25 protein-coding genes and 2 pseudogenes are annotated in these 21,808 nt (G+C 41.8%); 16 read left to right on the top strand and 11 right to left on the bottom strand.

Going from position 1 to position 21,808, the window contains the following annotated elements; translation table 11 throughout:
- Positions 1 to 72: 72 nt before the first annotated feature.
- Complete coding sequence (locus H6G86_RS09495; RefSeq protein ID WP_190934092.1) at positions 73 to 333, bottom strand: hypothetical protein; 261 nt, start codon at positions 331 to 333, stop codon at positions 73 to 75.
- A 266-nt stretch (positions 334 to 599) separates the two neighbouring features.
- Here H6G86_RS09495 and H6G86_RS09490 point away from each other — a divergent pair, with 266 nt between their 5' ends.
- The gene (locus tag H6G86_RS09490) at positions 600 to 1,205 is read left to right on the top strand and encodes a DUF3318 domain-containing protein (protein WP_190934091.1); all 606 of its coding nucleotides are present in this window, start codon (positions 600 to 602) and stop codon (positions 1,203 to 1,205) included.
- 395 nt (positions 1,206 to 1,600) lie between these two features.
- Positions 1,601 to 1,792 carry a hypothetical protein gene (locus H6G86_RS09485; RefSeq protein ID WP_012410565.1) on the top strand — a complete coding sequence of 64 codons (192 nt, stop codon included), beginning with the start codon at positions 1,601 to 1,603 and terminating at the stop codon, positions 1,790 to 1,792.
- A gap of 193 nt (positions 1,793 to 1,985) precedes the next feature.
- Here H6G86_RS09485 and H6G86_RS09480 read toward each other — a convergent pair whose 3' ends face one another.
- Positions 1,986 to 2,390, bottom strand: coding sequence for a hypothetical protein (locus H6G86_RS09480; RefSeq protein ID WP_190934090.1), 405 nt, complete (start codon positions 2,388 to 2,390; stop codon positions 1,986 to 1,988).
- Positions 2,391 to 2,811: 421 nt separating this feature from the next.
- Positions 2,812 to 4,302, bottom strand: a complete 1,491-nt coding sequence (crtH, locus tag H6G86_RS09475) for a carotenoid isomerase (RefSeq protein WP_190934089.1) — start codon at positions 4,300 to 4,302, stop codon at positions 2,812 to 2,814.
- A 187-nt stretch (positions 4,303 to 4,489) separates the two neighbouring features.
- Here crtH and H6G86_RS09470 point away from each other — a divergent pair, with 187 nt between their 5' ends.
- The 4 genes from H6G86_RS09470 to H6G86_RS09455 all read left to right on the top strand — a co-directional run bounded on the left by H6G86_RS09470 (position 4,490) and on the right by H6G86_RS09455 (position 6,225).
- The gene (locus tag H6G86_RS09470) at positions 4,490 to 4,807 is read left to right on the top strand and encodes a hypothetical protein (protein WP_190934088.1); all 318 of its coding nucleotides are present in this window, start codon (positions 4,490 to 4,492) and stop codon (positions 4,805 to 4,807) included.
- Positions 4,737 to 5,387: a uracil phosphoribosyltransferase gene (upp, locus tag H6G86_RS09465; RefSeq protein WP_190934087.1), complete on the top strand. Its 651-nt coding sequence runs from the start codon at positions 4,737 to 4,739 to the stop codon at positions 5,385 to 5,387. The genes H6G86_RS09470 and upp overlap by 71 nt, the downstream gene beginning before the upstream one ends.
- A gap of 77 nt (positions 5,388 to 5,464) precedes the next feature.
- Positions 5,465 to 5,818: a ssl2009 family thylakoid membrane protein gene (locus H6G86_RS09460; RefSeq protein WP_190934086.1), complete on the top strand. Its 354-nt coding sequence runs from the start codon at positions 5,465 to 5,467 to the stop codon at positions 5,816 to 5,818.
- 128 nt (positions 5,819 to 5,946) lie between these two features.
- Positions 5,947 to 6,225, top strand: coding sequence for a YggT family protein (locus H6G86_RS09455; RefSeq protein WP_012410570.1), 279 nt, complete (start codon positions 5,947 to 5,949; stop codon positions 6,223 to 6,225).
- 223 nt (positions 6,226 to 6,448) lie between these two features.
- Here H6G86_RS09455 and H6G86_RS09450 read toward each other — a convergent pair whose 3' ends face one another.
- On the bottom strand, positions 6,449 to 6,880 hold the full coding sequence (locus H6G86_RS09450; protein ID WP_190934085.1) for a biotin carboxylase: 432 nt from the start codon (positions 6,878 to 6,880) through the stop codon (positions 6,449 to 6,451).
- Positions 6,881 to 7,097: 217 nt separating this feature from the next.
- On the opposite strand from H6G86_RS09450, the gene H6G86_RS09445 reads away from it, so the two are divergent.
- Positions 7,098 to 7,709, top strand: coding sequence for a hypothetical protein (locus H6G86_RS09445; protein WP_190934084.1), 612 nt, complete (start codon positions 7,098 to 7,100; stop codon positions 7,707 to 7,709).
- 216 nt (positions 7,710 to 7,925) lie between these two features.
- On the opposite strand, the gene H6G86_RS09440 is transcribed toward H6G86_RS09445, so the two are convergent.
- The 3 genes from H6G86_RS09440 to H6G86_RS09430 all read right to left on the bottom strand — a co-directional run bounded on the left by H6G86_RS09440 (position 7,926) and on the right by H6G86_RS09430 (position 10,301).
- Positions 7,926 to 9,128 carry an alpha/beta hydrolase gene (locus H6G86_RS09440; protein ID WP_190934083.1) on the bottom strand — a complete coding sequence of 401 codons (1,203 nt, stop codon included), beginning with the start codon at positions 9,126 to 9,128 and terminating at the stop codon, positions 7,926 to 7,928.
- A gap of 277 nt (positions 9,129 to 9,405) precedes the next feature.
- Entirely contained in the window at positions 9,406 to 9,816 is a 411-nt protein-coding gene (locus H6G86_RS09435; RefSeq protein ID WP_313930789.1) for a transposase, read from the bottom strand.
- Positions 9,817 to 10,091: 275 nt separating this feature from the next.
- Positions 10,092 to 10,301 (bottom strand): helix-turn-helix domain-containing protein, encoded by a 210-nt coding sequence (locus H6G86_RS09430; protein WP_190934081.1) that lies wholly within the window; start codon positions 10,299 to 10,301, stop codon positions 10,092 to 10,094.
- Here H6G86_RS09430 and H6G86_RS38600 point away from each other — a divergent pair.
- Both H6G86_RS38600 and H6G86_RS09415 read left to right on the top strand, forming a co-directional pair.
- Positions 10,249 to 10,986, top strand: a pseudogene (locus tag H6G86_RS38600) (IS701 family transposase). The gene H6G86_RS09430 and the pseudogene H6G86_RS38600 sit on opposite strands and share 53 nt — an antisense overlap.
- Entirely contained in the window at positions 10,899 to 11,264 is a 366-nt protein-coding gene (locus H6G86_RS09415; RefSeq protein WP_190934079.1) for a hypothetical protein, read from the top strand. The pseudogene H6G86_RS38600 and the gene H6G86_RS09415 overlap by 88 nt, the downstream one beginning before the upstream one ends.
- Before the next feature lie 244 nt (positions 11,265 to 11,508).
- Here the strand turns inward: H6G86_RS09415 and H6G86_RS09410 are convergent.
- The 4 genes and pseudogenes from H6G86_RS09410 to H6G86_RS09395 all read right to left on the bottom strand — a co-directional run bounded on the left by H6G86_RS09410 (position 11,509) and on the right by H6G86_RS09395 (position 14,744).
- Positions 11,509 to 12,278: pseudogene (locus H6G86_RS09410) on the bottom strand (IS1 family transposase).
- Positions 12,279 to 12,397: 119 nt separating this feature from the next.
- Complete coding sequence (locus H6G86_RS09405; protein WP_190889837.1) at positions 12,398 to 12,727, bottom strand: ribulose bisphosphate carboxylase small subunit; 330 nt, start codon at positions 12,725 to 12,727, stop codon at positions 12,398 to 12,400.
- A gap of 46 nt (positions 12,728 to 12,773) precedes the next feature.
- On the bottom strand, positions 12,774 to 13,181 hold the full coding sequence (gene rcbX, locus H6G86_RS09400) for a RuBisCO chaperone RbcX (RefSeq protein ID WP_190934078.1): 408 nt from the start codon (positions 13,179 to 13,181) through the stop codon (positions 12,774 to 12,776).
- 132 nt (positions 13,182 to 13,313) lie between these two features.
- Positions 13,314 to 14,744, bottom strand: coding sequence for a form I ribulose bisphosphate carboxylase large subunit (locus H6G86_RS09395; RefSeq protein WP_163930558.1), 1,431 nt, complete (start codon positions 14,742 to 14,744; stop codon positions 13,314 to 13,316).
- Positions 14,745 to 14,856: 112 nt separating this feature from the next.
- Between H6G86_RS09395 and H6G86_RS09390 the strand changes: the two genes are divergently transcribed.
- The 7 genes from H6G86_RS09390 (at position 14,857) to cupS (ending at position 21,663) form a co-directional block, all read left to right on the top strand.
- Positions 14,857 to 15,201: a hypothetical protein gene (locus H6G86_RS09390; RefSeq protein ID WP_190934077.1), complete on the top strand. Its 345-nt coding sequence runs from the start codon at positions 14,857 to 14,859 to the stop codon at positions 15,199 to 15,201.
- A gap of 314 nt (positions 15,202 to 15,515) precedes the next feature.
- Positions 15,516 to 16,622, top strand: coding sequence for a ligand-binding sensor domain-containing protein (locus H6G86_RS09385; RefSeq protein WP_190934076.1), 1,107 nt, complete (start codon positions 15,516 to 15,518; stop codon positions 16,620 to 16,622).
- Between the two features lie 110 nt (positions 16,623 to 16,732).
- Positions 16,733 to 17,503: a 3-methyl-2-oxobutanoate hydroxymethyltransferase gene (gene panB / locus H6G86_RS09380; protein ID WP_190934075.1), complete on the top strand. Its 771-nt coding sequence runs from the start codon at positions 16,733 to 16,735 to the stop codon at positions 17,501 to 17,503.
- A 103-nt stretch (positions 17,504 to 17,606) separates the two neighbouring features.
- Positions 17,607 to 18,416, top strand: coding sequence for a tetratricopeptide repeat protein (locus tag H6G86_RS09375; protein WP_190934074.1), 810 nt, complete (start codon positions 17,607 to 17,609; stop codon positions 18,414 to 18,416).
- A 318-nt stretch (positions 18,417 to 18,734) separates the two neighbouring features.
- Positions 18,735 to 19,538, top strand: coding sequence for an Rpn family recombination-promoting nuclease/putative transposase (locus tag H6G86_RS09370; protein WP_190934073.1), 804 nt, complete (start codon positions 18,735 to 18,737; stop codon positions 19,536 to 19,538).
- A gap of 171 nt (positions 19,539 to 19,709) precedes the next feature.
- Positions 19,710 to 21,026, top strand: coding sequence for an FADH(2)-oxidizing methylenetetrahydrofolate--tRNA-(uracil(54)-C(5))-methyltransferase TrmFO (trmFO, locus tag H6G86_RS09365; protein WP_190934072.1), 1,317 nt, complete (start codon positions 19,710 to 19,712; stop codon positions 21,024 to 21,026).
- A 235-nt stretch (positions 21,027 to 21,261) separates the two neighbouring features.
- Positions 21,262 to 21,663 carry a CO2 hydration-associated protein CupS gene (gene cupS, locus H6G86_RS09360; protein ID WP_012410532.1) on the top strand — a complete coding sequence of 134 codons (402 nt, stop codon included), beginning with the start codon at positions 21,262 to 21,264 and terminating at the stop codon, positions 21,661 to 21,663.
- Positions 21,664 to 21,808 lie beyond the last annotated feature (145 nt).

Below are 21,808 nucleotides of genomic sequence, written 5' to 3'. Positions count from 1 at the left end.
GGCAAATAAAGCTCAGAATTAGATAAACAAAAGCCCGCCTTGAGGTGGGCTTTTGTTCAGGGAAAAAATTAGCTATGTAGGATTATAATCTGGCTGATTGGATATATCTTTAGGGGGGCGATCGTTACTCCAAGCCCACCACACAGTAGCACAGTGGCAATAATAGAACTCTTGCCATTTGCGACGACGGTCTTCTGTAAGTACAGGCGATCGCCGATTTAGCCAAACTTTTTCAGCTTCTCGGCTAGTTGAGTGGCAATTAGGACAGCAAAATTCATAAGCGTGCATTGCCTGATTCGTCCATTCAGGTGGGAGGGTAGCAAAAGCGTCCATATCGTTACAGTAATATCAATGGTTATCCAAAACTTAAGGTTTTGAACTTGGGGCAAACGGATACTATAAAATCCCGCCACACTATCAAACTGCTTTATCAATATTCTTATGGCTTTGTCTAAGCTATTTACAAATCGCCATTTACAGAGGTTTTCACTAATAGAATAACTATTTAGAAAGATTGCGATAGCATCTCACAAATCAAAGGTTAACACAAATGGTAACTAAAATAATTACTATGCACATTATGGCTAATAATTAAATTTATGGAGCCAAATGTTGAAATTCGCCGTTTATTAGATGTAATGCCTGCTTCTGGCCGGATGACGACAAAAATTGTTAGTAAGCCGGAACAGGCAAAAGTGATTGATGCGTCCTTTCCCCAACCCTGGAATCAGACGCGACCAATATATATTAATTTCGATTTATGGCGTTACCTAGCAAAAGCGCAACGAGATTTGCTATTGTTGCAGATGGTTAGCTGGTTGACGGGGGTGAAGTGGTTTAAACCCAACATTTATCAAGGTGTCGTGCTAGTGGGGATGTTAGGTGGCTTATTAGAAGCATCACAGTCAGATGTGGTGGGTGTAGCCATAGCTGGAGGATTAAGTGCGATCGCTGCTTTTCGGATCTGGCGCACTAATAAATCTCAAGAGTCAGAGTTAAATGCCGATGCAGCAGCAATTCGCATCGCACAACGGCGCGGTTATTCAGAAGCTGAAGCAGCGCAGCACCTATTGTTGGCAATTGAAGCGGTAGCAAAAATTGAAGGGCGTTCTGGTTTAAATTTTACTGAGTTGATTCGTTGCCAAAATCTCAGAGCGATCGCAGGCTTATCACCAGTGGGTATGCCAGAAAGTTATGATAAGTAGAATAAATGTCTCTGTTGGCAATTTGTAGCAATGTATGGGTTTATGCCAGCGTTCGCTCCCACAACATCTAAAATTAGATGAGGTTTTTGTGTTGTCTAAGCTTAATTTCTAGCATCATAATTTATACTTTTTTATCACTACAGCAACCTTTTAGCCACAAATACGACTTTGTGCATTTAGTTCAAAGGTTCTAAGGGAATGCAATACATGAGCTTCTAGCTAGCTGCAAAGCATGGGGCTATTCTACACTGGAATCAGAGAATGTGTGTTTAACTGACTTAGATGTAAAAAACTGGGGAGTTTTGTCATACCTTCTCGGCGTTGCTTATGAAGTGCTTACCTAGTGTGGTAAAACTTAACTTAAATTCTGTCAGTTACTAGCGGAGTTGATAGGAATGGGTACTTTAATTGTTATTGGCTTGATAGGGGTTTACGGAGGTGGCGTTTGGAAATTTTGGAATGGATTTGGAAGGACTAATTTTAATCCAACTTTGACCAATCGCATTGGTTTATCCTTGCTATGGCCAGCTTTGTTTATTACGAATCAATCCTATCGTCGAAACTTTAGAAAAGCGTTGAAGGGCTAGAGTTTAGTATTAAGTCTAACGTCATCTAAATGTGACGGTGGCGTATATCACAATATCAATCTAACCCATCAACCCCCTTTCCCTACTAGGGAAAGGGGGTTGTCTTTGATCATCTTCGAAGCAGAGGAATTAGGGAAGGAATCAATTCGTAGTGTTTACAAGTGGAAAGTATTTTCGCTGATGAATTTACAAATTATTTGCCATTGGTCAGTAGATGGATTGCTGCGCCTACAGCTGCACCGTCAACAGCATTCCCAAGTGTATCTCTGCTATCGCCAGTAACTACGCCGGTCACTGCGCTAGCACCTGCACCGACTCCAACATCTTGACCAATGTTCCGGTGATGGCGATTGCGAGTGTTTCTCAGACCATTTGCACCATTGACAGCTGCACCAGTGACACCACCTTTGACAGCATTGCCTAATACACTACCATTTCCCCTAACGGCTCCGGTGACGACATTGGTAACAGCCCCAATACCTGCATCTCGTAGTACTTGGTCATCAGCAGCAGCCGGTTTAGCGGGAACCAAAGTTACACCAGCTAAACTTGCAGCCATGAGGCTGGGTAGAAGTGTGCGTTTTATGATTTTATTCATTATGTTACCTTCTCAAAACATCAAACAATTGGCTAAAAACCAAAGTTACTATAGTCAGATAAAATTTGATTTTTTATCTGAACAACAAAGCAACTATTTATTGTTCGAGAACACATACATAGTCGCATTTATCAAGTCATAACGGCATCTACTGAAAGCATGAATATATATTAAGCCCTGAGAAGTCCTTGCTAATTTATTCGCTGATACTAGAGATTACACATTGACAAAATAAATTAAATATGCATTTTAGATTTTTCGTATATAAAGTTTTATTTTTCATTACTAGCAAGCGATTTTTGACGAGCATCTGTATGGGGTTTACCCTATCTATCTAAAGGTAGGTACCAAAATAATTAAACTAACTGATCTGGGTTAATATTTAATTTTCTCAGATTAGCAGCCAAGCGCTGCGATCGCATTAAAATCCTAAATCTACAGCAATCCGGTGAGCGCAAGCAAACCCAGAAAAAGCTACTGCATTCAATCCCTGACCAGGAAAAGTACTATCCCCGACACAATAAAGTCCTGGAATGGCTGTGCGATTAAAGGGCATCTTTAATAACCCCCGCAACTTACGCCTGGGAATTGGCCCATAAGTGCCATCCTGACGACCCAAAAAGCGGCGATGGGTGCGGGGTGTGCCTACCTCTAGATAATCCAATCCAGCATCTAAGCCAGGAAAAATCTTCTCTAGGCGGTCAATAATTCGCTCAGCCGCCTCTTCTTTCTTCGCTTCGTACTCGCTTGGAGAAAGTTCTTGCCAATCATCAATCCAATGAGGCGTGAAGGCATGAATGATGTGATATCCACTTGGCGCTAAATCTGGGTCAAGTAATGTGGGAATCGAAACAAAAATTGTCCCTTCCACTGCTGTCATCTTTTCCCAACCTTCCAGCAAAATATGGTGGCACTCTGTCCCCACAGGTAAAACTGACTCTTTTACCCCTATATGTAAACTCAAGAAGCTGGGAGATTTTTGATAATTCTGTTGCCATCTTTTCTCATTAAGTGGCATTTCTTCTGCTGGTACTAGTTGCTCAAACGTATCCCAGCGTGTGGCGTTAGAAACTATGCGTTTACCCCGATATACTTTACCATTCGCTAGTTGCACACCTACCGCTTTTCCCTTTTCTGTGAGGATTTTCGTGACTCTAGCTTGGTACTGAATCTTACCCCCAGCTTTCTCTAGACCTTTCACCAGTTTTTGAGCAATTTGTCCTACTCCGCCTTTGGGATAGTTAACTCCACCATAATGCCTGTCAGAAAAGACCATCCCAGCATTAATCATGGGTGTCATGTCTGACGGAACCACCGACCAGGAATAACATTCCATATCGATAAATTTTAATAGTTCGGGATCTTTGATGTAGCGTCTGGCAAAATCCCCAGCATTTTGGGGCAGATACTTAACTAAACCGAGACACGCCAAAGGATGCTGGAAAAATACCCGCAGTAAATACCGGGGTTCTTCCAACGACAGTAAATCCATGCTGTTAAGACACTTGAATACTTTTTGGCATTCGTCATAAAAGCGACGAATCCCTTTTTCTTCATGGGGAAAATGAGCAATAAGATTTTGCAAAAATTTTTCATAAACCCGGTCAACCTTCAGGTCTAAGCCTTGAGGTAAGTGATAGTGAATCTGTACCGGATCTGCGATCGCATCTTGGCTAACATTCACCGCTGCCAAAGCGCGGGTGAGTAAGTTTGTAGTGCCGTTTTGTCCCAGCCCAAAAATCATCGATGCGCCAACATCAAATCGATAGCCTTGGCGTTCAAAATAACCTGCGCTACCGCCTGGAATCAAATAACGTTCCAGCACCAGCACTTTCGCCCCCTTAGCGGCTAGTTGGGTCGCTGTTACTAATCCGCCAATACCAGACCCAATCACGATTGCGTCATTTGTCATTTGTCATTTGTCCTTTGTCATTTGTCATTTGTCATTTGTACTGAGCGTATCGCTAAAGCCAAAGCCCCGCTAACGCGTAGCGTCTGTCTGCGACACGCTGCGCGAACTTAGAGAAGTATTTGTCCTTTGTCTAGAGTCAATCAATATTTAATTTAACTAATGACAAATGACCAAGGACAAATGACCAATGACCAATGACAAATCAAAAAAAAGAGGGACGAGCCTGCTACTGCTGGCTAATCCCGTCTGCCGATCCTTAAAAGAGAGGAGAACACTGGATAATAATATAGCTTTGATTGAGAATAGATGTCAACTATTAATGAAAAAGCTTGTCAATAAATTAGAGAGTATTAATTTTAGCTGTCAGCCGGATGCAGGAAAGAGTATTATGGTGTTTCAGTTCTTGTACAATAAAAAGTCGCCTATTTCTGGCTATGACGCTACAATTGCGCGTTTATGTTCCACCCCATCCCCTGATCAAACACTGGCTGGCAGTCGCCCGTGATGCAGGCACGCCTTCAGTATTATTTCGCAGCGCCATGACTGAGTTGGGAAGATGGCTGACTTATGAAGCTGCGCGAGACTGGTTGCCGACCCAAGAAACAGCAGTGCAGACTCCTTTGGATACCTGTCCAGCAACTGTGATCGATCCGCAAATACCAGTAGCAGTAGTACCGATTCTGCGAGCTGGACTAGGATTACTCGAAGGAGCGCAGACTTTATTACCTTTAGCATCGGTTTACCATCTTGGCTTGGCGCGAGATGAAGAAACACTCCAACCTCATTGTTATCTGAACAAGTTGCCAGAAAAATTTTACCCCCAAACACGAGTGTTAATTACCGATCCCATGTTGGCAACAGGAGGGTCGATCATGGCTACAATGGCAGAATTAACACAACGGGGTGCCGATCCTTCCCTGACCCGGATTGTTTGCGTAGTGGCGGCTCCACCAGCTTTGCAAAAACTGAGTGAAGCTTATCCAGGTTTAATAGTTTACACCGCTACTATTGACGAAAAACTGGACAGTAAGGGGTTTATTGTCCCGGGATTAGGAGATGCAGGCGATCGCACATTTGGGACTTAAGCTAGTATGCAGCTAGGGCAGATAAAGATAGCATAACTACTGTAAAAGTTGCAAGGTTTGTTGAAGGCGGTAAAGATATGAGTCAACGAGATGGTTTTGGCAGTGGTTTTTTAGCAGGGGCCTTTGTAGGTGGCGTATTTGGCGGTGTTATCGGCGCACTGATTGCTTCTCGACGCAATCCAGAATTGGTAGCAGACGACGAGGTAGAACTGACGGATAACCAAGTCGAAGCGAAAAAAATAGCAGCAAAGCGCCGTCAGATGAAAGCCTCAGAAAGTGAGAGCATCGGCATAGAAACGGCTAGGCGATCGCTAGAAGATAAAATTGCCCAGCTAAATGCCACAATTGATGATGTGCGAAAGCAGCTAGGAAATGTAAATGGTGATTCACCCCAAGCCAGCAAGGATCGCACCCTCACTAAAGACTCCTGAAATTAGTTCAGGCGTGGTGAAAATGTGTTGTGTGGCTAGTAGCAAATCTGCAAACTCCATGACATAGACTAAATTAAAATTAGAAAGACAAGACCGCGTTTGACACTTAGTAGGAAACCAAGCCATCTATGAGTTTACTGATTACGACACTAGTTACCTTTGTCACCTTTTATAGCTATTTGCTAATTATCCGGGTTTTGTTGACCTGGTTCCCGACAATCAACTGGTATAACCAGCCATTTGCCGCTTTAGCCCAGATCAGCGATCCTTATTTGAATCTATTCCGCTCAATTATTCCCCCATTGGGCGGCATGGATTTTTCTCCGATCTTAGCTTTCTTAGCACTCAACTTAGCTGGCGATCTTCTGAGAACCTTAGCTCGTTTGCCATTCGCGCAAGGATTTTGATTGCTACCCAAATAAAAACTTTTGTAGAGGCGTGAATTAAAATTTGCGCCTCTACAATTTTTATTGCGTCTAAAATATTTACTGGAAAACCTCTTCTTGTGCGGAATAACGCACCGATTCCTAAATCTCAAATCTAAAATTGGTAAGCTAAAAATCTTTTAATTTGTATCCGCCAAAAATAAATTTCTTGTGGGGTGGGCATTAGTTATGCAAATTAAATGCGTTACCTACGCACTTGACCACTAAATCCAGCAGCCTTAAACTGCTTTAGCTTCAACGGAGTAGGTTGATTTGCCGGTACAGTAATTCTCAGTTGAAAATAGCTAATCCCTGGCGGCACTTCAGTAATAGAACCTAATCGAGTGCGGTTTTGCATCACTGAGTCATTGTTGGCATCATAGATGCGTCCAAAAATATCTGCGTCGTAGACTGTTTTATTAGTGCCATTTTCTGCTTTGCCAATGACAATAAAACAATTGGCGGCCGCGCTACCACTACTGATAACAGCCCCTTGTGCCAGTTCTGGCGGACAATCTTTATAAGAAACATCAAATAATTTAATCTGTGTCAAAGCTATAGCAGGGGGAGTAATCACCCACGATAGCAAGGCGATGAGACAGGAAATAAAAACGACCGTGAGTGACCGCAACCGCATACAAGACCCCGTTACTTAATCCAAAAATATGTAACTTATAACCTCAGCTTACCTGAATTTAACTACAACAGGATTGAAGACTTTAATTTAACCTTTTGTACCCACTGTTATCAGAGGTAGGATTCTTGTGATATCCGCATAGGAGTTATCAAAACTCCCCTACACACTCTAGAAAAAGTAATAATTAGGGAAATAAGCCCTCAATTGCGATTAACTTATGACACCAGATGAGATTGAAGCATCTATGCTCGCAGCCTTTAATGATTGTGATGCAGCAAGCTGTCCTCTCACTGACACGCAGAAACAGATTTTACTGCAAGTAGTCGAGCAAATTCAGGGAAATTCTATCTCTAGGGCATCAGATATTGCTAATCCTTTAGACGAACTTACGCCAGAGGAGTTAGAAGCATTTTTACAGTTTGTTAAAGATGAAGAACAGCGCAACCGCACTTGGAAAGTGCAATTACTTAATGACTGGCTGTTAGAAAATGACTCTGGAACAGTACAATTTATCCGGGAACGCTATGGTTTACAGTGGCTCAATCGTGTTGAGTCATGCCATTTTGATAAGTATTCTTATTTTGAGGATGCACTAAAGCTAAGAGTAGGCGATCGCATTGAAGTTTCCAATGCACTATGGGAATGGGTGCAAAAAGATGGGCCTTGTAAGCGCGAATGGTTTCCTTGTATGGTGATTAAGGTCGAGGAAATTAGCGATGGCGATGATTCCTCTACTAACTGCGTCGTCCGCTTCTTCAACGGCGCTGAGTATGAAATTCAAGGAATCTACGAATGGAATCGCTATAATTGGCGTTGGCCTCAAAAATAGTAGGGTGCTGAGTACTGATTAAATTTAATTGAGCCTCTGAACTGGATTCATCCACCTTTGATACTCGTTCATCCACCTTTGAACTGGATTCATCCACCTTTAATACTCGTTCATCCACTTTTGAACTGGATTCATCCACCTCAGAACTCCGTTGATGAGTCTTTGATACTCGTGAATAAGTCTTTATGCTCTGACTGCTGCTCTATGTTAATAAAATTATTGCTTAAACAACGCCCAAGCCAAAAACCTCTCGGTATGATACAACGCTAATTGATTGCTCACACCGTTGAAAACTGCATCAAAAGCGTGTTCTGCCCAAGGAATTTGTAGAAAAACCGCAGTATTACCAGAGTTATGTAAACTTTCGTACATCTGCCTGCCAAATCGCGCTTCCACCAAATGGTCACGACTGCCGTAAATTAATAAAGTTGGTGGTAAAGGGTGTGTCAAGTAATTTATGGGTGAAGCAATTTTATACTGATTAGGCAATTCTTCTAATGAACCACCTAGAAATGCCTTTAGAACAGCGCGGGTGTTGATAGGATCGGGAACTGGTGGCGTTTTGTATCCTTCAGGCAAGTTAACAGGCCCGTAATAGTTAATTACAGCCCGAATAGGTGGTGCATCTGGTTGATAAGCTGCTAGCATTGCTAGGTGCGCTCCCGCAGAACGTCCTATAAGTACCATACGTTCTGGATCGGCTTCATAAGTTGCTGCATTTTTGCGAATAAAATTTAAGGCTGTACGCACATCATCTAACTGAGATGGAAACCGATATTTAGGTGCGTGTCGATAGTCGATCGCAAATACTGTATATCCCTGATGAGCGATATATTGATTAAACTCAGAATTGGCATGAGGGTTTCCATATTGCCAAGCTCCACCATAAATTACTACCACTGCTGGATATTTCCCTACCTGTGGGGGTTGGTAAACTTCCATTTTTAAAGGCACTCCCGCAGGAGAAGCAAAAAGAATATCTTTTTGATAACGAATTTTACCTAATGCAATACCCCGAAAACAATTAACTAAATCAAAGGGATGGGTTTGCATTTTGGCCTTTACTTGGATTGGAATTTGCTCTAGATAATTTTCTCCTAATCCTTGTTTAATTGCTTTATCCATCTGCATTTGAGTCAAAGGGATATTAGCTAGCACCCATGCACAAATTAGCAATCCTATTGAACTGAAAATGGAAGCTAAACGCCGTATTTTATAGCGACGGATGTAGAAAAAAGAAAGTAATAAAGAGAGCAAATTTAATAACAATAACCAAGGGCTGACTTCTGGCGCTCCCACCGCTAGCGTGAGTAAAGACATATTTGGAGCCGGAAGAACAATCCAAGAACTAAGAAATAGATTTGTAAAACTTAGTAATAATACAAGCCATGAAAAAACTATTTGGGGTTTGAAAAACATAAATTAGAATGCGGTAATAATGACTGCAAAGTAAAAAAATAGCCCAGCGAATGGAATATCGCGGCTACACAAACTTTCGCCCTTGGCGTTACCGTTAGCAATAAAGGCAGAGGGCAGGAGGCAGGAGGCAGAAGGGAGTTCTGATTCCTGCCCTCTGCAACGACTGAAGGGAGTAAGGTCTATAAACCTCATGTAAACAAGGTTTATAGACACACTTTAAGAGCTACTTACGCATTTTCAAAAGCTATCACTAAAAGCAATCTAGTAGTTCATGTCATTAGTTTTGATGGGTTGGGTAGATTCGTAAAAGCTTAATTCTCGCATCATTTATACGAAAGCGCCAATTAACACAAATTCGCTCAGAATTGCGATTATTCTCCCAAATTGAAACCTCTTTTTCTAATGTCTCAATACTTGGAATTCTTCGTCTAAGACATTGGCGTGCAAGTACGGATAACTCACATTCAACCATATTTAGCCAACTACCATGTTTTGGTGTATGGTGAATCTCTAATTTCTTCGCAATTCGTCTAGCTTCAGATGGCTCAAATATTTCATATAAAGCACCAATAGTATGAGTATTTAAATTATCCATTACTAATTTAATTACAACAGCCTCTGGAAAGTGAACATCAACTAACTCTTTCATACAATGAGCAAAATCAACTTTGGTACGCCGCTCTGTAATCTTTAATATGTCTCCAACCTAGATATGGAGCAAAAAAGGCGAATAAATTAGAACTACCTTCTCGCTCATAAACGCAAGTCTTCTTTTTCAACTTTGCCTCGTTTTTCTTCGTTTTTCGGTGTTGCTGGTATTGGTTCATGAACATCAGAGATCAGAACAAACCAATGGACGCTCTGGGTCTATTGGTTGAGCGTATAAATCAAGTACATCTTCCATAGAAGCTACAAATTCTGAACTGATTTTTGGGATGCACCATTGCTCTTTTAGCCAAGGTTTTAACTCGTTTTTTTTAATGTACGTCCAATTGTATTTGTACTGACACTATCTATTATTTCAAGACTCACAAGTTTATCCGCCAACATTTTTAATGTCCAACGAGCGCTACCGTCCGGAGCATCTGAGCAAGTTGTTGCAATTAAATATGCTTCTGCCGTGTCAGTTATTTTTGGTGGCTTTCCACTGCGAGGACGGTCTTTCAAAGTCACTAAACTGTTCCTGGAAGTGAGAAGTTACGAAGCATTTAAGCAATTACACTTGGGAATGGCAGCAGAAATTAAGAGAAAGACGTTACTAGCAATTGCCAAAGCAGTAGGATTAAAGAATGAACAATCGCTGCTTCATTTCTTGACCGAATCACCTTGGGATGTAGAGGAAATAAGAAAACAGAGACTAAAGATAATTCTACAAATAATAAAAGGGGAAGAAATTATCTTAGTAATTGATGAAACAGGAGATAAAAAGAAGGGAAAGATAATAGATTATGTAGAGAGGCAATATATAGGTAATTTGGGAAAATAGGAAAACGGAATAGTATCCGTAAATGCTTATGGTATATGGCAAGGAATAACGTTTCCGTTACTGTTCAGAATCTACAAACCTAAAAAACGGCTCAAACCCGATGATACATACAAAACAAAGACTCAATTAGCAGCAGAAATAATTACGGAACTCCAAGAGATTGGATTTAAATTTGAGTTAGTGTTAGCAGATAGTCTCTATGGAGAGAGTGACAGATTCCTGAGTGTATTGAATCAATATAAAATGCGATTTATCGTGGGATTAGAAGTAATCACGCTGTCTGGATGGCTTCCAAACAAAGGGTTAGATTCAATAAATGGAAAGAATTTGAGCGAATTTTTACCAACGGTACTCATGAAGAACGCTACATGAGAGAAATCATATTTGGTAGGCGAAGAAATTGGATATATTGGCAAATTACGGCAGATATAACAAAGTTGCTCGATAATTCTACTTGGTATGTAATGACTAACTTATCAGATGCACCTCCGGCTGTGATTGGAAATAATTATGGTTTGAGAACGTGGATAGAATATGGCTTTAAACAGTGTAAAAATCAGCTAGGTTGGGCAGATTTTCGATTTACTGATTGCCATCAAATTGAGCGCTGGTGGGAAATTGTCTCTAGTGCCTTTTTGATGGTCATCTGACAATTTTCTGGGCGGAATCAAACAAAAGATATTGAAGATGATTCTCCAGATAAAGATTTCTTGTCAAAGTTGTGTCAACATCCTTGGTGGAATAAAATTACTGGTTGGAATCATCGACTGAATAATTTACGCTTAATGCTCCAACCATACATTTATTATTGCTTGCTTAAACCTTGGATACAACTATTTAACAATCGGTATTTACAACTTGGTTTTCAATGGTTAATTCAGATTATGAATGAGTTCATTGGTTTTGTTTTTTCTGATGCACAGTTTGAGGATTTATATTTTTCCTCTGTCTAGAGTAATTGAAGAGGGTTAACAAGCGAATTGAGTGTTTAAGCATATCCACTGATTTAGAATAGCAGAGTGTTTTTCGGTGTAGTCTTGCTAGGTAATGGCGCAAGCGGGTATTTTCGCCCTCAATACTAGTCATATAGGTTTTGCTCACGATATGGTCTCCTGGGTCAATAAAGCAAGGATAAACTTTCCAACCGTCTGTGACGTAGAAGTAACATTGCCAACAGGAAACAATGTCCCACAAGAATTTAAATGTTGCTGAACTGCGGTAAACGTTCGCGGAGCGTCTCGTAGAGAAGCCATGCCGTAGGCTTATCGCCGATTACCCAAGCTAAGATACCCTCATGAAAGTGATTTACTGCCGTCCACAACCAAACTTTGTTTTTTTGAACCGATAAAGGTTTCTAGTTCATCTAATTCTCCAACTTCTGGTATGTCGTCACTAGGCGGTACGTCGGGCAGTTTTTCGCCCATTTGTTTTAACCAATAAATTACGGTTGTATGATGAACTCCTTTATCACGCTCAATTGCTCGAAATCCCATGCCATTGACGTATGACCTTAAACATTCTTGCTTGATTTCATCTGAGTACCCTTTTGGTGGGCTATAAACATCGATAAATTGACGACCACAATTGACACAAATGTGATTTTGTTTACCTCTTCGTTTACCATTTTTTCTAATTTCAGTAGAGTTGCAGTATGGACATTGCACAGTAGATGACCTCAATTCATCTCTCTATTATGCAATGCCAAAAAATCTAATAAATAAGAGAGGCAGATAATTCTACCTCTCCTATGGGGATAAACTAATTACTTAGAGCAACGCTTGCTTTAGTATCTGTTGGGCTTGTGAACAAGAAAGCTGAGAACTTGGCACTGCTTGATGTTGTCAAAACCCACAACACGGATATAGCTGCTGTTGAATTGAGAACGGCATCCTTGAACTTCGCTCAATACTTCTTGAGTGGATTTAGCACCGAACAAAGGCAACTTCCACATTGTCCAATATAATTCTGTTGGCTCAGAAGTTTCGTTGAACTCGATCGCTGGAATATAACCTTGATTCAAAATGTACTGAATCTGCTTGGCAATTTGAGCGTCAGACAGGGGTGGCAGATAAGAAAGGGTTTCGTAACGACGCTCTTTTGGTAAAGTTTGCATAGCTTTTGATAATGGGTTGCGATTTTTTACTACTAGGTTGACCGAACTAATTGGATAAGTTATCCAAATTCTGATCTGAAGTTGTTTGCTGTTCTGGTTGCAGACTGGGGTTAGATGTGTCTATTCGTGTGATGCGTTCTAAATGCTGGCGACGCTGCTCCATGTTGGCTTGCTGAATGCCAGTACGAACCATTTCCGGTAAAAATTCTACAATTTCTTCCGCAATGTGTTCTCTGACAGTCATGATTCGCAAAGCCAAATCTGGTTTTTCTCTCAGCAGTTGCTCAATGTATGACTCACCATTTTGAATTTTGCCAGACGAAAAGTTATGCAACCAAAGTTCTAATGGAGGATTCGTTTCGCCTAGCTGTGCCAATACTGTCCTTAGAGCCTGATAAGTCAGATAGCTTTGGAGAGTTTTGGCTGTGTCCTTCGCAATTTGCTTAAGATTCATGCTTGACCCCAGCCCTAAAGAGTTATGAGTTATGAGTTATGAGTTATGAATTAATGCAAATCCTAACTCTTGTACAGACGCGACTAATCACGTCTCTACTTCTAACTCTTAACTCTTAACTGTTAACTCAGATCAGACGGTATCCATTGCTTCAAACTCGAACTTGATTTCTTTCCACAGTTCGCAAGCAACAGCTAGTTCAGGAGACCACTTGGCAGCTTCGCGGATAATATCGTTACCTTCACGAGCCAAGTTACGGCCTTCGTTACGAGCTTGAACAACAGCTTCCAAGGCAACGCGGTTAGCGGTTGCACCAGGAGCGTTACCCCAAGGGTGTCCCAAAGTACCACCACCGAATTGTAGTACGGAGTCATCACCAAAGATTTCTACTAGCGCGGGCATGTGCCATACGTGGATACCACCAGAAGCAACTGCCATTACACCAGGTAGAGAAGCCCAGTCTTGGGTAAAGTAAATACCACGAGACTTGTCTTGCTCAATGTAGTTTTCACGCAACAGGTCAACGAAGCCCATTGTGATGCCGCGCTCACCTTCCAATTTACCAACTACGGTGCCGGTGTGGATGTGATCACCACCAGACAAACGTAGAGCTTTAGCCAATACACGGAAGTGAATACCGTGGTTCTTTTGACGGTCGATTACAGCGTGCATAGCACGGTGAATGTGTAGCAAGATACCGTTATCGCGGCACCAACGAGCCAATGTGGTGTTGGCGGTGAAACCTGCGGTGAGGTAGTCATGCATGATGATGGGCATTTTGAGTTCTTTAGCGTACTCAGCCCGTTGCAACATTTGTTCGCAAGTAGGAGCGGTGACGTTTAGGTAGTGACCTTTAATTTCACCGGTTTCTGCTTGAGCTTTGTTGATAGCTTCAGCTACGAACAAGAAGCGATCGCGCCATCTTTGAAATGGTGCGGAGTTGATGTTTTCGTCGTCTTTGGTGAAGTCCAAACCACCGCGTAAGCACTCGTATACAGCGCGTCCGTAGTTCTTAGCGGAAAGACCCAATTTGGGCTTAATGGTACAACCCAGCAAAGGACGACCGTATTTGTTTAACTTGTCGCGCTCAACTTGGATACCGTGAGGAGGCCCTTGGAAGGTCTTGATGTAAGCTACTGGAAAGCGAATATCTTCTAGACGTAGTGCCCGCAGAGCTTTGAAACCAAATACGTTACCTACAATTGAGGTTAATACGTTGGTTACAGAACCTTCTTCAAACAAGTCCAAAGGATAGGCAACGTAGCAGATGTACTGGTTGTCTTCGCCGGGAACTGGTTCGATGTCATAACAACGACCTTTGTAGCGATCGAGGTCGGTGAGCAAGTCTGTCCACACAGTTGTCCAAGTACCTGTGGAAGACTCAGCCGCTACAGCCGCACCTGCTTCTTCGGGAGGAACACCAGGCTGGGGTGTCATGCGGAACGCAGCTAGAAGATCGGTATCTTTTGGTGTGTAATCGGGTGTGTAATAAGTTAGTCTGTAATCTTTAACCCCGGCTTGATACCCAGACTTGCTCTGAGTCTTCGTTTGAGCGTAAGACATATTTTATCCTTCCCTGAAATCACTCTTAATTAATTATCAAATCACGTTTTGTGCAACTTCCCCTCACCCCTTTTTTCCCCCCTTCATCGAGGAGAAGATTCGGGAAAAATTTTTGTTAGGGGTTGTTTTTGCCCAAGGGTTGCAGTTTTTTTGCGGCGGACACTTTGGTAGCGGTGGTAGCCCTCCTCACCAGTGTTATCCCCTTCTAGGGGTACACGACCTAGCGCTTCTACTGTTTCCTCTTTATACGAATCAAAATTCTTTTTTACCTCTTTTTCGCACCCGACTAAACCTTCTCAATTTCACCAAAACTCCCGCTTTTTGCGGCTTTATTTTAGATAATTCCCCTACAAATCGGGGTATTCAGGGGATTGGGCTGGCTGGCAGACATTCCCACCTCTACACTCCTTCTATCTTCCCCGTTGATGGAAAAGATACCAGAAAAGAATTTACTTGACAGAGATTTAGCAGAGTGGTGAGCCAAAGATAAAAAATTGCACACCACGTAATTTGTAACTTATTCCACAATATATCAATAATTCGATAAGTTATTCTTTCAAAGTTTTGAACTTATATATTTAGTTTTGTTATTACATAATGATTTAACATTTTATTACAAACGCTTTACAAGGTGTCATCAATAGTGTTTTGGAACTGGGTAATAAGAAAGTATTCCTAAATATTTATTCTCCAGTCCCCAATCCCCAATGTTTAAAAAATCCCAACTAGGGGAACACTGAAATTAACCCAAAGCCAGTTTAGGTAACGACTATGGGTACTGTCTCCAAAGGAAATGTCACCGTGGTATTATTTTGCAAGCGTACTAGTTTATTGATTACTTCTATCTTGTTTGGGTTGATAGCTGTGCCAGGTATGGGATGGGCACAAAAAACTCCTGACATCAAATCATCTGATTTAACCCCCGCTTACCCACCTTCTGCGCCGCCACCGCGAGTAGAATCTTTGCCCGATGAGCGCGGAGTGCAAGAAAATTCGCCAGAAACTGATTATCGTGTTGGTAACTTACTGGCAGATGTTACAGGCAATCTTTGGGTAGGTTCTTGGCGGGGATTATCGCGGATTGATCCTAAAACTGGCAAGATTATTTCTCGTGTTAGCTTACCGAATGTTGCCATTGGTGCTTTAGCTCAAGACAAAGTAGGACGCTTGTGGGTGGGAAGTTATGGTGGACTAGTTCGAGTAGACCCTCGGACGAATGAAATCACCGCACAGAATTTATTTTTGCCTTCTAAACGGGTTTTGTCACTGTTACTTGACAAACGGGGTTATTTGTGGACTGGAACTGATAGTGGTTTAGCCCTAATTAGTCCTGACCAAGGTTTGATTATGACAACAGTAAAAAATCTGCCTGGTGTCAGCGCCAACACTTTAACTTTAGATGCTGAAGGTCAACTGTGGGTTGGCACTCTTGATGGATTGGTGCGGGTAAATACTGCTAGTGCTTCGATTATGAAGCGGATTGCCGATTTACCAGGGACGAATGTTCAAGCTTTAGCTATCAGTCCAGAAGGCTTAATTTGGGCGGGAATGCCGAATAATTTACTAGTCATTAACCCAAAAACTGGTGCAGTTTTGCGGTCTGTGACTCGCCTGCGTGGGCGTGATGTAACGGCGGTACGTTTTGCTAAAGATGGTAGTGTCTGGGTTGGAACTAGCAATGGTTTGTTACGATTAAATCCAAATACAGGAGCAGTGTTAGATGCAGAAGTTGCTGGACTTCCTTCTAGTCGGGTTCTAGCCCTTATACCTGACATCAGCAATAAACTATGGATCGGCACTAGTGAAGGTCTGGCTTGGTTAATGCCCAAAACGGACAGTGCAAAAACCCATATTGCTTTCAGTCGCGCCGTTAAGTAGGGATTAGGGGACAGGTTACAGGGTAAAGGGGACTGAATTCTTTCTAATAGCCCATCACCTATTACTTATCCCCTATCCCCTATCACCTATCCCCTATCCCCTAATTCAAAATGGCAATCACTACCCAGCAATTAATTCAATGGAAACAACAGGGACGTTCAATTGTCGCGTTGACCGCCTGGGATTATGCGATCGCTCAACTCATCGATGCCGCTGGTGTAGACTTAATCCTCGTGGGTGACTCTATGGCAGTAGTTTTAGGGTATGAAACAACACTGCCGATAACTTTGGATGAGATGATATACCATGCCAAATCTGTGCGTCGTGGGGTTAAACGGGCATTAGTCGTTGTAGATTTACCATTTTTGACGTATCAAGAAAGTCTCCAACAAGCAATGCACTCAGCTGGGCGAATACTGAAGGAAACGGGCGCTCAAGCGGTAAAATTGGAGGGTGGCTATCCAGCGATCGCAGAAACTATTGCTCGTTTGGTAGAAGCTGGAATTCCGGTAATGGGTCATGTAGGTTTGACACCGCAATCGGTACATCAACTCGGTTTGCGACAACAAGGGAAAACCCAAGAAGCGAGTGAAAGGATTTTACGAGAAGCGATCGCTCTCGAACAAGCAGGTGTATTTTCTATAGTTTTAGAACATATCCCCGCAGATTTGGCAATGCAGATTACACAAAAATTAAGCATTCCGACAATTGGTATCGGTGCGGGAACTCACTGCGATGGACAAGTTTTAGTTACCTCGGATGTAATCGGACTGGCTGAAAAACATCCACCATTCGCCAAGGTTTATAGCAACTTGCGAGAGACGATTACCAAGGCTGTGCAAGATTATGCTGTGGAAGTGCGCGATCGGAAATTTCCATAGTTTGTTGCAAATTGTGTGCAGTCGCAAAACAGTAGAGCAAAGGTTGTGATGTTGAATTCCTAGACTTGGGAATAATACTAGTGTCACAAGCTTTTATAAACCAATGCTCAATTTAATGTTTGCTTTTGGATACTCTAGCCTTGGTTATATACTTTATAATTCTGGCGACTATCAAGGAACCATTGAAAATTATACTCAGGCAATTTTACAAAATTCAGAGGATTTGACATCATATCTAAGTCGTGGTGTGGCTCGTTCACTGACAAAGGATTATCAAAATGCAATTGAAGATTTTAATGAAACAATCCGGCTGAGTCCTCAATATGCTCAGGCTTATGCTGAACGTGGTGTTGCTCGTGCAGCAATAGGCGATAATCAAAGTGCAATTGAAGATTGTCATCGTGCAATTCAATTAGATCCGCAATATGTACGAGCCTATTTTGGGCGAGGTGCAGCTTGTTTTTACTCTGGTAACTATCAAGGTGCGCTAGAAGACTTCAGTCTGATAGCTAGTATGGAACGTTCTGCTATTTCTTACTACAATTTGGGTATTCTGCAATATTCTCAGGGTATTAATAGCCAAGCCATTAAGCATTTAACTAAGGCTCTTTATGTAGATCCCAATTTAATAGCTGCTTACTATGTGCGGGGTAATGCGTGTTATGAGTTAGGAGATGAGCAAGGTGCATTTGCAGATTTTAATGAAGCAAAGCACATTGAAGCAGTGGGTGGAGGTGAAATATATTCTGAGGATGAATTTGCTTTCTACGCTAGGGGTTTGGCTCGCCATCGCTTAGGAAATCGAGAGGAAGCGATCACTGATCTCCAAGAGTCAGCCCAAATTGCTTTAAAGCATCAAAATACAATATTTCACCAAAAAGCGATCAACTTCATGAGCGAAATTCAGCCTTAACTAAGTTGGCATAAATAAATCACTATGGTTTGGAGTTGTGCTGTCTTTGCTAAAACGCAACTACAAGCTAATTCCAGATATTTGTCATTAAAAAATACAAGAAGCTACCGAATAATTCAATACAGTTCAGATAGAGCAACAAAACCCTCATGTAGAGACGCGATTTATCGCGTCTTCAAAGATCAATTATCTACACCAACAACTTTTAACCCAAGCGTATCGCCGAATAGTTAGTTTTCCACCTAGAATAATTTATGCAATCAGAGAGCAGCACATTATAAAATTACTGAAGTTAAAAATTGTGCTACAACATCCAGAGTGAAAACTGACAGCATATTTTATCGCTTATTTCAAGAATTTCCCAGTATCTTCTTTGAATTGATTGGCAATCCTCCTGAGACTGCGAATACCTATCAATTTTCTTCAGTTGAAATCAAACAAACTGCCTTTAGGATAGATGGTGTTTTTCTTCCCACACAAGACAAAGAAAATCCAATTTATTTCGTTGAAGTTCAATTTCAACCAGACTCAGATATTTATTTGCGCCTAGTTTCAGAAGTATTTCTCTATTTGCGGCAAAAGAAATCTCAAAATTCTTGGCGAGGAGTGGTGATTTATCCCAGGAGGAATATAGATACTGGTGAACAACAAGATTGCCACGAATTCTTCAATAGCGATCGTATTAGTATAATTTACTTGGATGAACTAGGTGAAACTGCATCGCTACCAATAGGTATTGCTACCATCAAGTTAGTAATTGAAAATGAAGATACAACTATTACTACCGCCAGAGAACTAATTAACCGTACTAAACAAGCGGTAAATTTGCAACTGCCACAAAAAGAATTACTAGAATTAATAGAGACAATCCTGGTTTATAAATTGCCTAACATAAGTCGAGAGGAGATAGAAGCGATGTTTGGGTTAAGTGAGTTGAAGCAAACACGGGTTTATCAAGAAGCTGAAGAAGAAGGTAAACAAAAAGGTCGTTTTGAGGCAAAATTAGAAGCTGTACCTAAACTGCTAGCACTAGGTTTAAGTGTGGAACAAATATCACAGGCGTTAGATTTGGATGTTGCACAAGTCCAGCAAGCAGTACAGCAAAAGCCTCTCAATGAATAAGTTCAGACAAGCGATGTCTGGCAAGAATCCGCTTTTTGTCTACGCATCTTACGGTTAGCGTAATTGCTGTTGTTCTATTTACAGAAGTAGTGATAAGTTAGCCTGTTTTTATTTAATTTTACTTCTGTGATGCTGATGGATACTTATGATATAGGAACTAAAAATTTAACTATGGAACAACAACCGATACAAGTAATTGGAGGTGGACTAGCTGGAACTGAAGCAGCGTGGCAAATAGCCCAAGCTGGAGTGCCGGTAATTCTCCATGAAATGCGTCCAAAACGCTTTAGTCCTGCTCATCATACAGAACATTTGGCAGAATTAGTCTGTAGTAATTCCTTTGGGGCAATGGCAAGCGATCGCGCAGCGGGATTATTGCACGAAGAATTACGTCAACTTGGTTCTATTGTCATCTCGAAAGCTGATGAACACGCCGTACCTGCGGGAGGGGCGCTAGCGGTAGACAGGGGACAATTTGGCCAAGACTTGACTCAAACTTTAGCCAGCCATCCTTTAATTGAATTTCGCCGGGGTGAAGTATCTGCGATTCCTGAAGGAATTGTGGTTTTGGCAACTGGGCCTTTAACCAGTCCCGAATTAGCCGAGGATTTGCAGCGCTTTACGGGGATGGAATACCTCAGCTTTTTCGATGCGGCTAGTCCGATAATTGTGGGAGAATCGATTAACCGTGACGTTGCTTTTATGGCATCACGTTATGACAAAGGTGAAGCTGCTTATCTCAACTGCCCAATGAATAAAGAGCAGTATTTGCACTTTCGAGAAGAACTTTGTAAAGCTGAACAAACAGAACTCAAAGGTTTTGAACGGGAAACGGCAAAATTTTTTGAAGCGTGTTTACCCATTGAAGAACTAGCACAGCGTGGGGAAGATACCATGCGCTACGGCCCGTTAAAGCCAGTAGGATTGTCAGATACTCGCACCGGGGAACGTCCTTATGCTGTGGTGCAGTTGCGACAAGAAGACAAAGCCGGTCAACTGTGGAATATGGTAGGATTCCAAACTAATCTGCGTTGGGGTGAGCAAAAGCGGATATTTCAGCTAATTCCCAGTTTAGAAAAGGCGGAGTTTGTGCGGTTGGGAGTGATGCACCGCAACACTTTTATTAATGCTCCTCAGCTAATGCATCCAACTCTGCAATTTAAACAACGTCCAACGTTGTTAGCTGCTGGACAGTTGATTGGTACTGAAGGCTACACTGCTGCGGCTGCGGGTGGCTGTTTGGCGGGAATTAATGCAGCACGGCTAGCTTTGGGTAAAGAAGCCTTAGTTTTGCCCCCAACAACAATGATGGGTGCGTTATTGGAATTTATTAGTTCCGCTTCGCCGAAGCATTTTCAACCAATGCCGCCCAACTTTGGGATTTTTCCCGAATTGGGTGCGAAAATCAAAAGTAAACAAGAGCGTTACGGACGTTACCGCGATCGCTCTTTAACCGATCTAGCAACCTGGAAAGCTAATCAGAATTAATAGGGATTGGGCATTGGGAATTGGGAATTGGGAATTGGGCATTGAGAAGAGACATAGGAGACAAGGAAGAGGGGGGAGACAAGGGAGAAACTTGAATAATTCTCCCCTTATCCTCCCTGTCCCCTCTGCTCCCTGCTCCCCTGCTCCCTTACTTCTTCTCCCCCACCCCTATTTAATAAAACTTCAAATAGGTTTATTATCCTTTAAAATCTTTTGCAAAAATTTAGGTAGGTATATGGCTGATATTGTTGATATTGCTGTTACGGCTGAGTCTTTCAAAACCCTAGTGGCGGCTGTACAAGCTGCTGGTTTAGTAGAAACATTAAAAAGTCCTGGCCCGTTCACTGTCTTTGCACCAAATGACGATGCTTTTGCCAAATTACCGCCGGGAACTATCCAAACTCTGTTACAGAATATTCCCCAGCTAACGCGAATTTTAAAGTATCATGTCGTTCCAGGAAAGCTGCTAAAGGCTGATTTGGCAGAACTCGGCACGGTTAATTCTGTGGAAGGTTCACCTATTAAAATTCATTCTTTAGATGGTTTTGAAGTTAAAAATGCCACAGTTTTAGCAGCAGATATCGAAGCTGATAATGGTGTAGTACACGTTATCGATACCGTGATTTTACCGGGTTAATTCAGCTAGGGTGGGTGTTTTCCACCCTACTTATCCAAAATCTTTATAATTAACTAACTATTGAGTAGTATCAAAACGCAACTCAATATTTTAATTTATGTTATGTTTGCAATGTGATTACTCACTCACCTGTTAATGTAAATTT

Origin of the sequence: Nostoc sp. FACHB-133, assembly GCF_014698055.1 — a bacterium.
In the GTDB taxonomy this organism is placed as follows: Bacteria; Cyanobacteriota; Cyanobacteriia; order Cyanobacteriales; family Nostocaceae; genus Nostoc.
The sequence above is the reverse complement of the archived record's forward strand: the minus strand, read 5'-3'. Positions and strand labels throughout refer to the sequence as shown.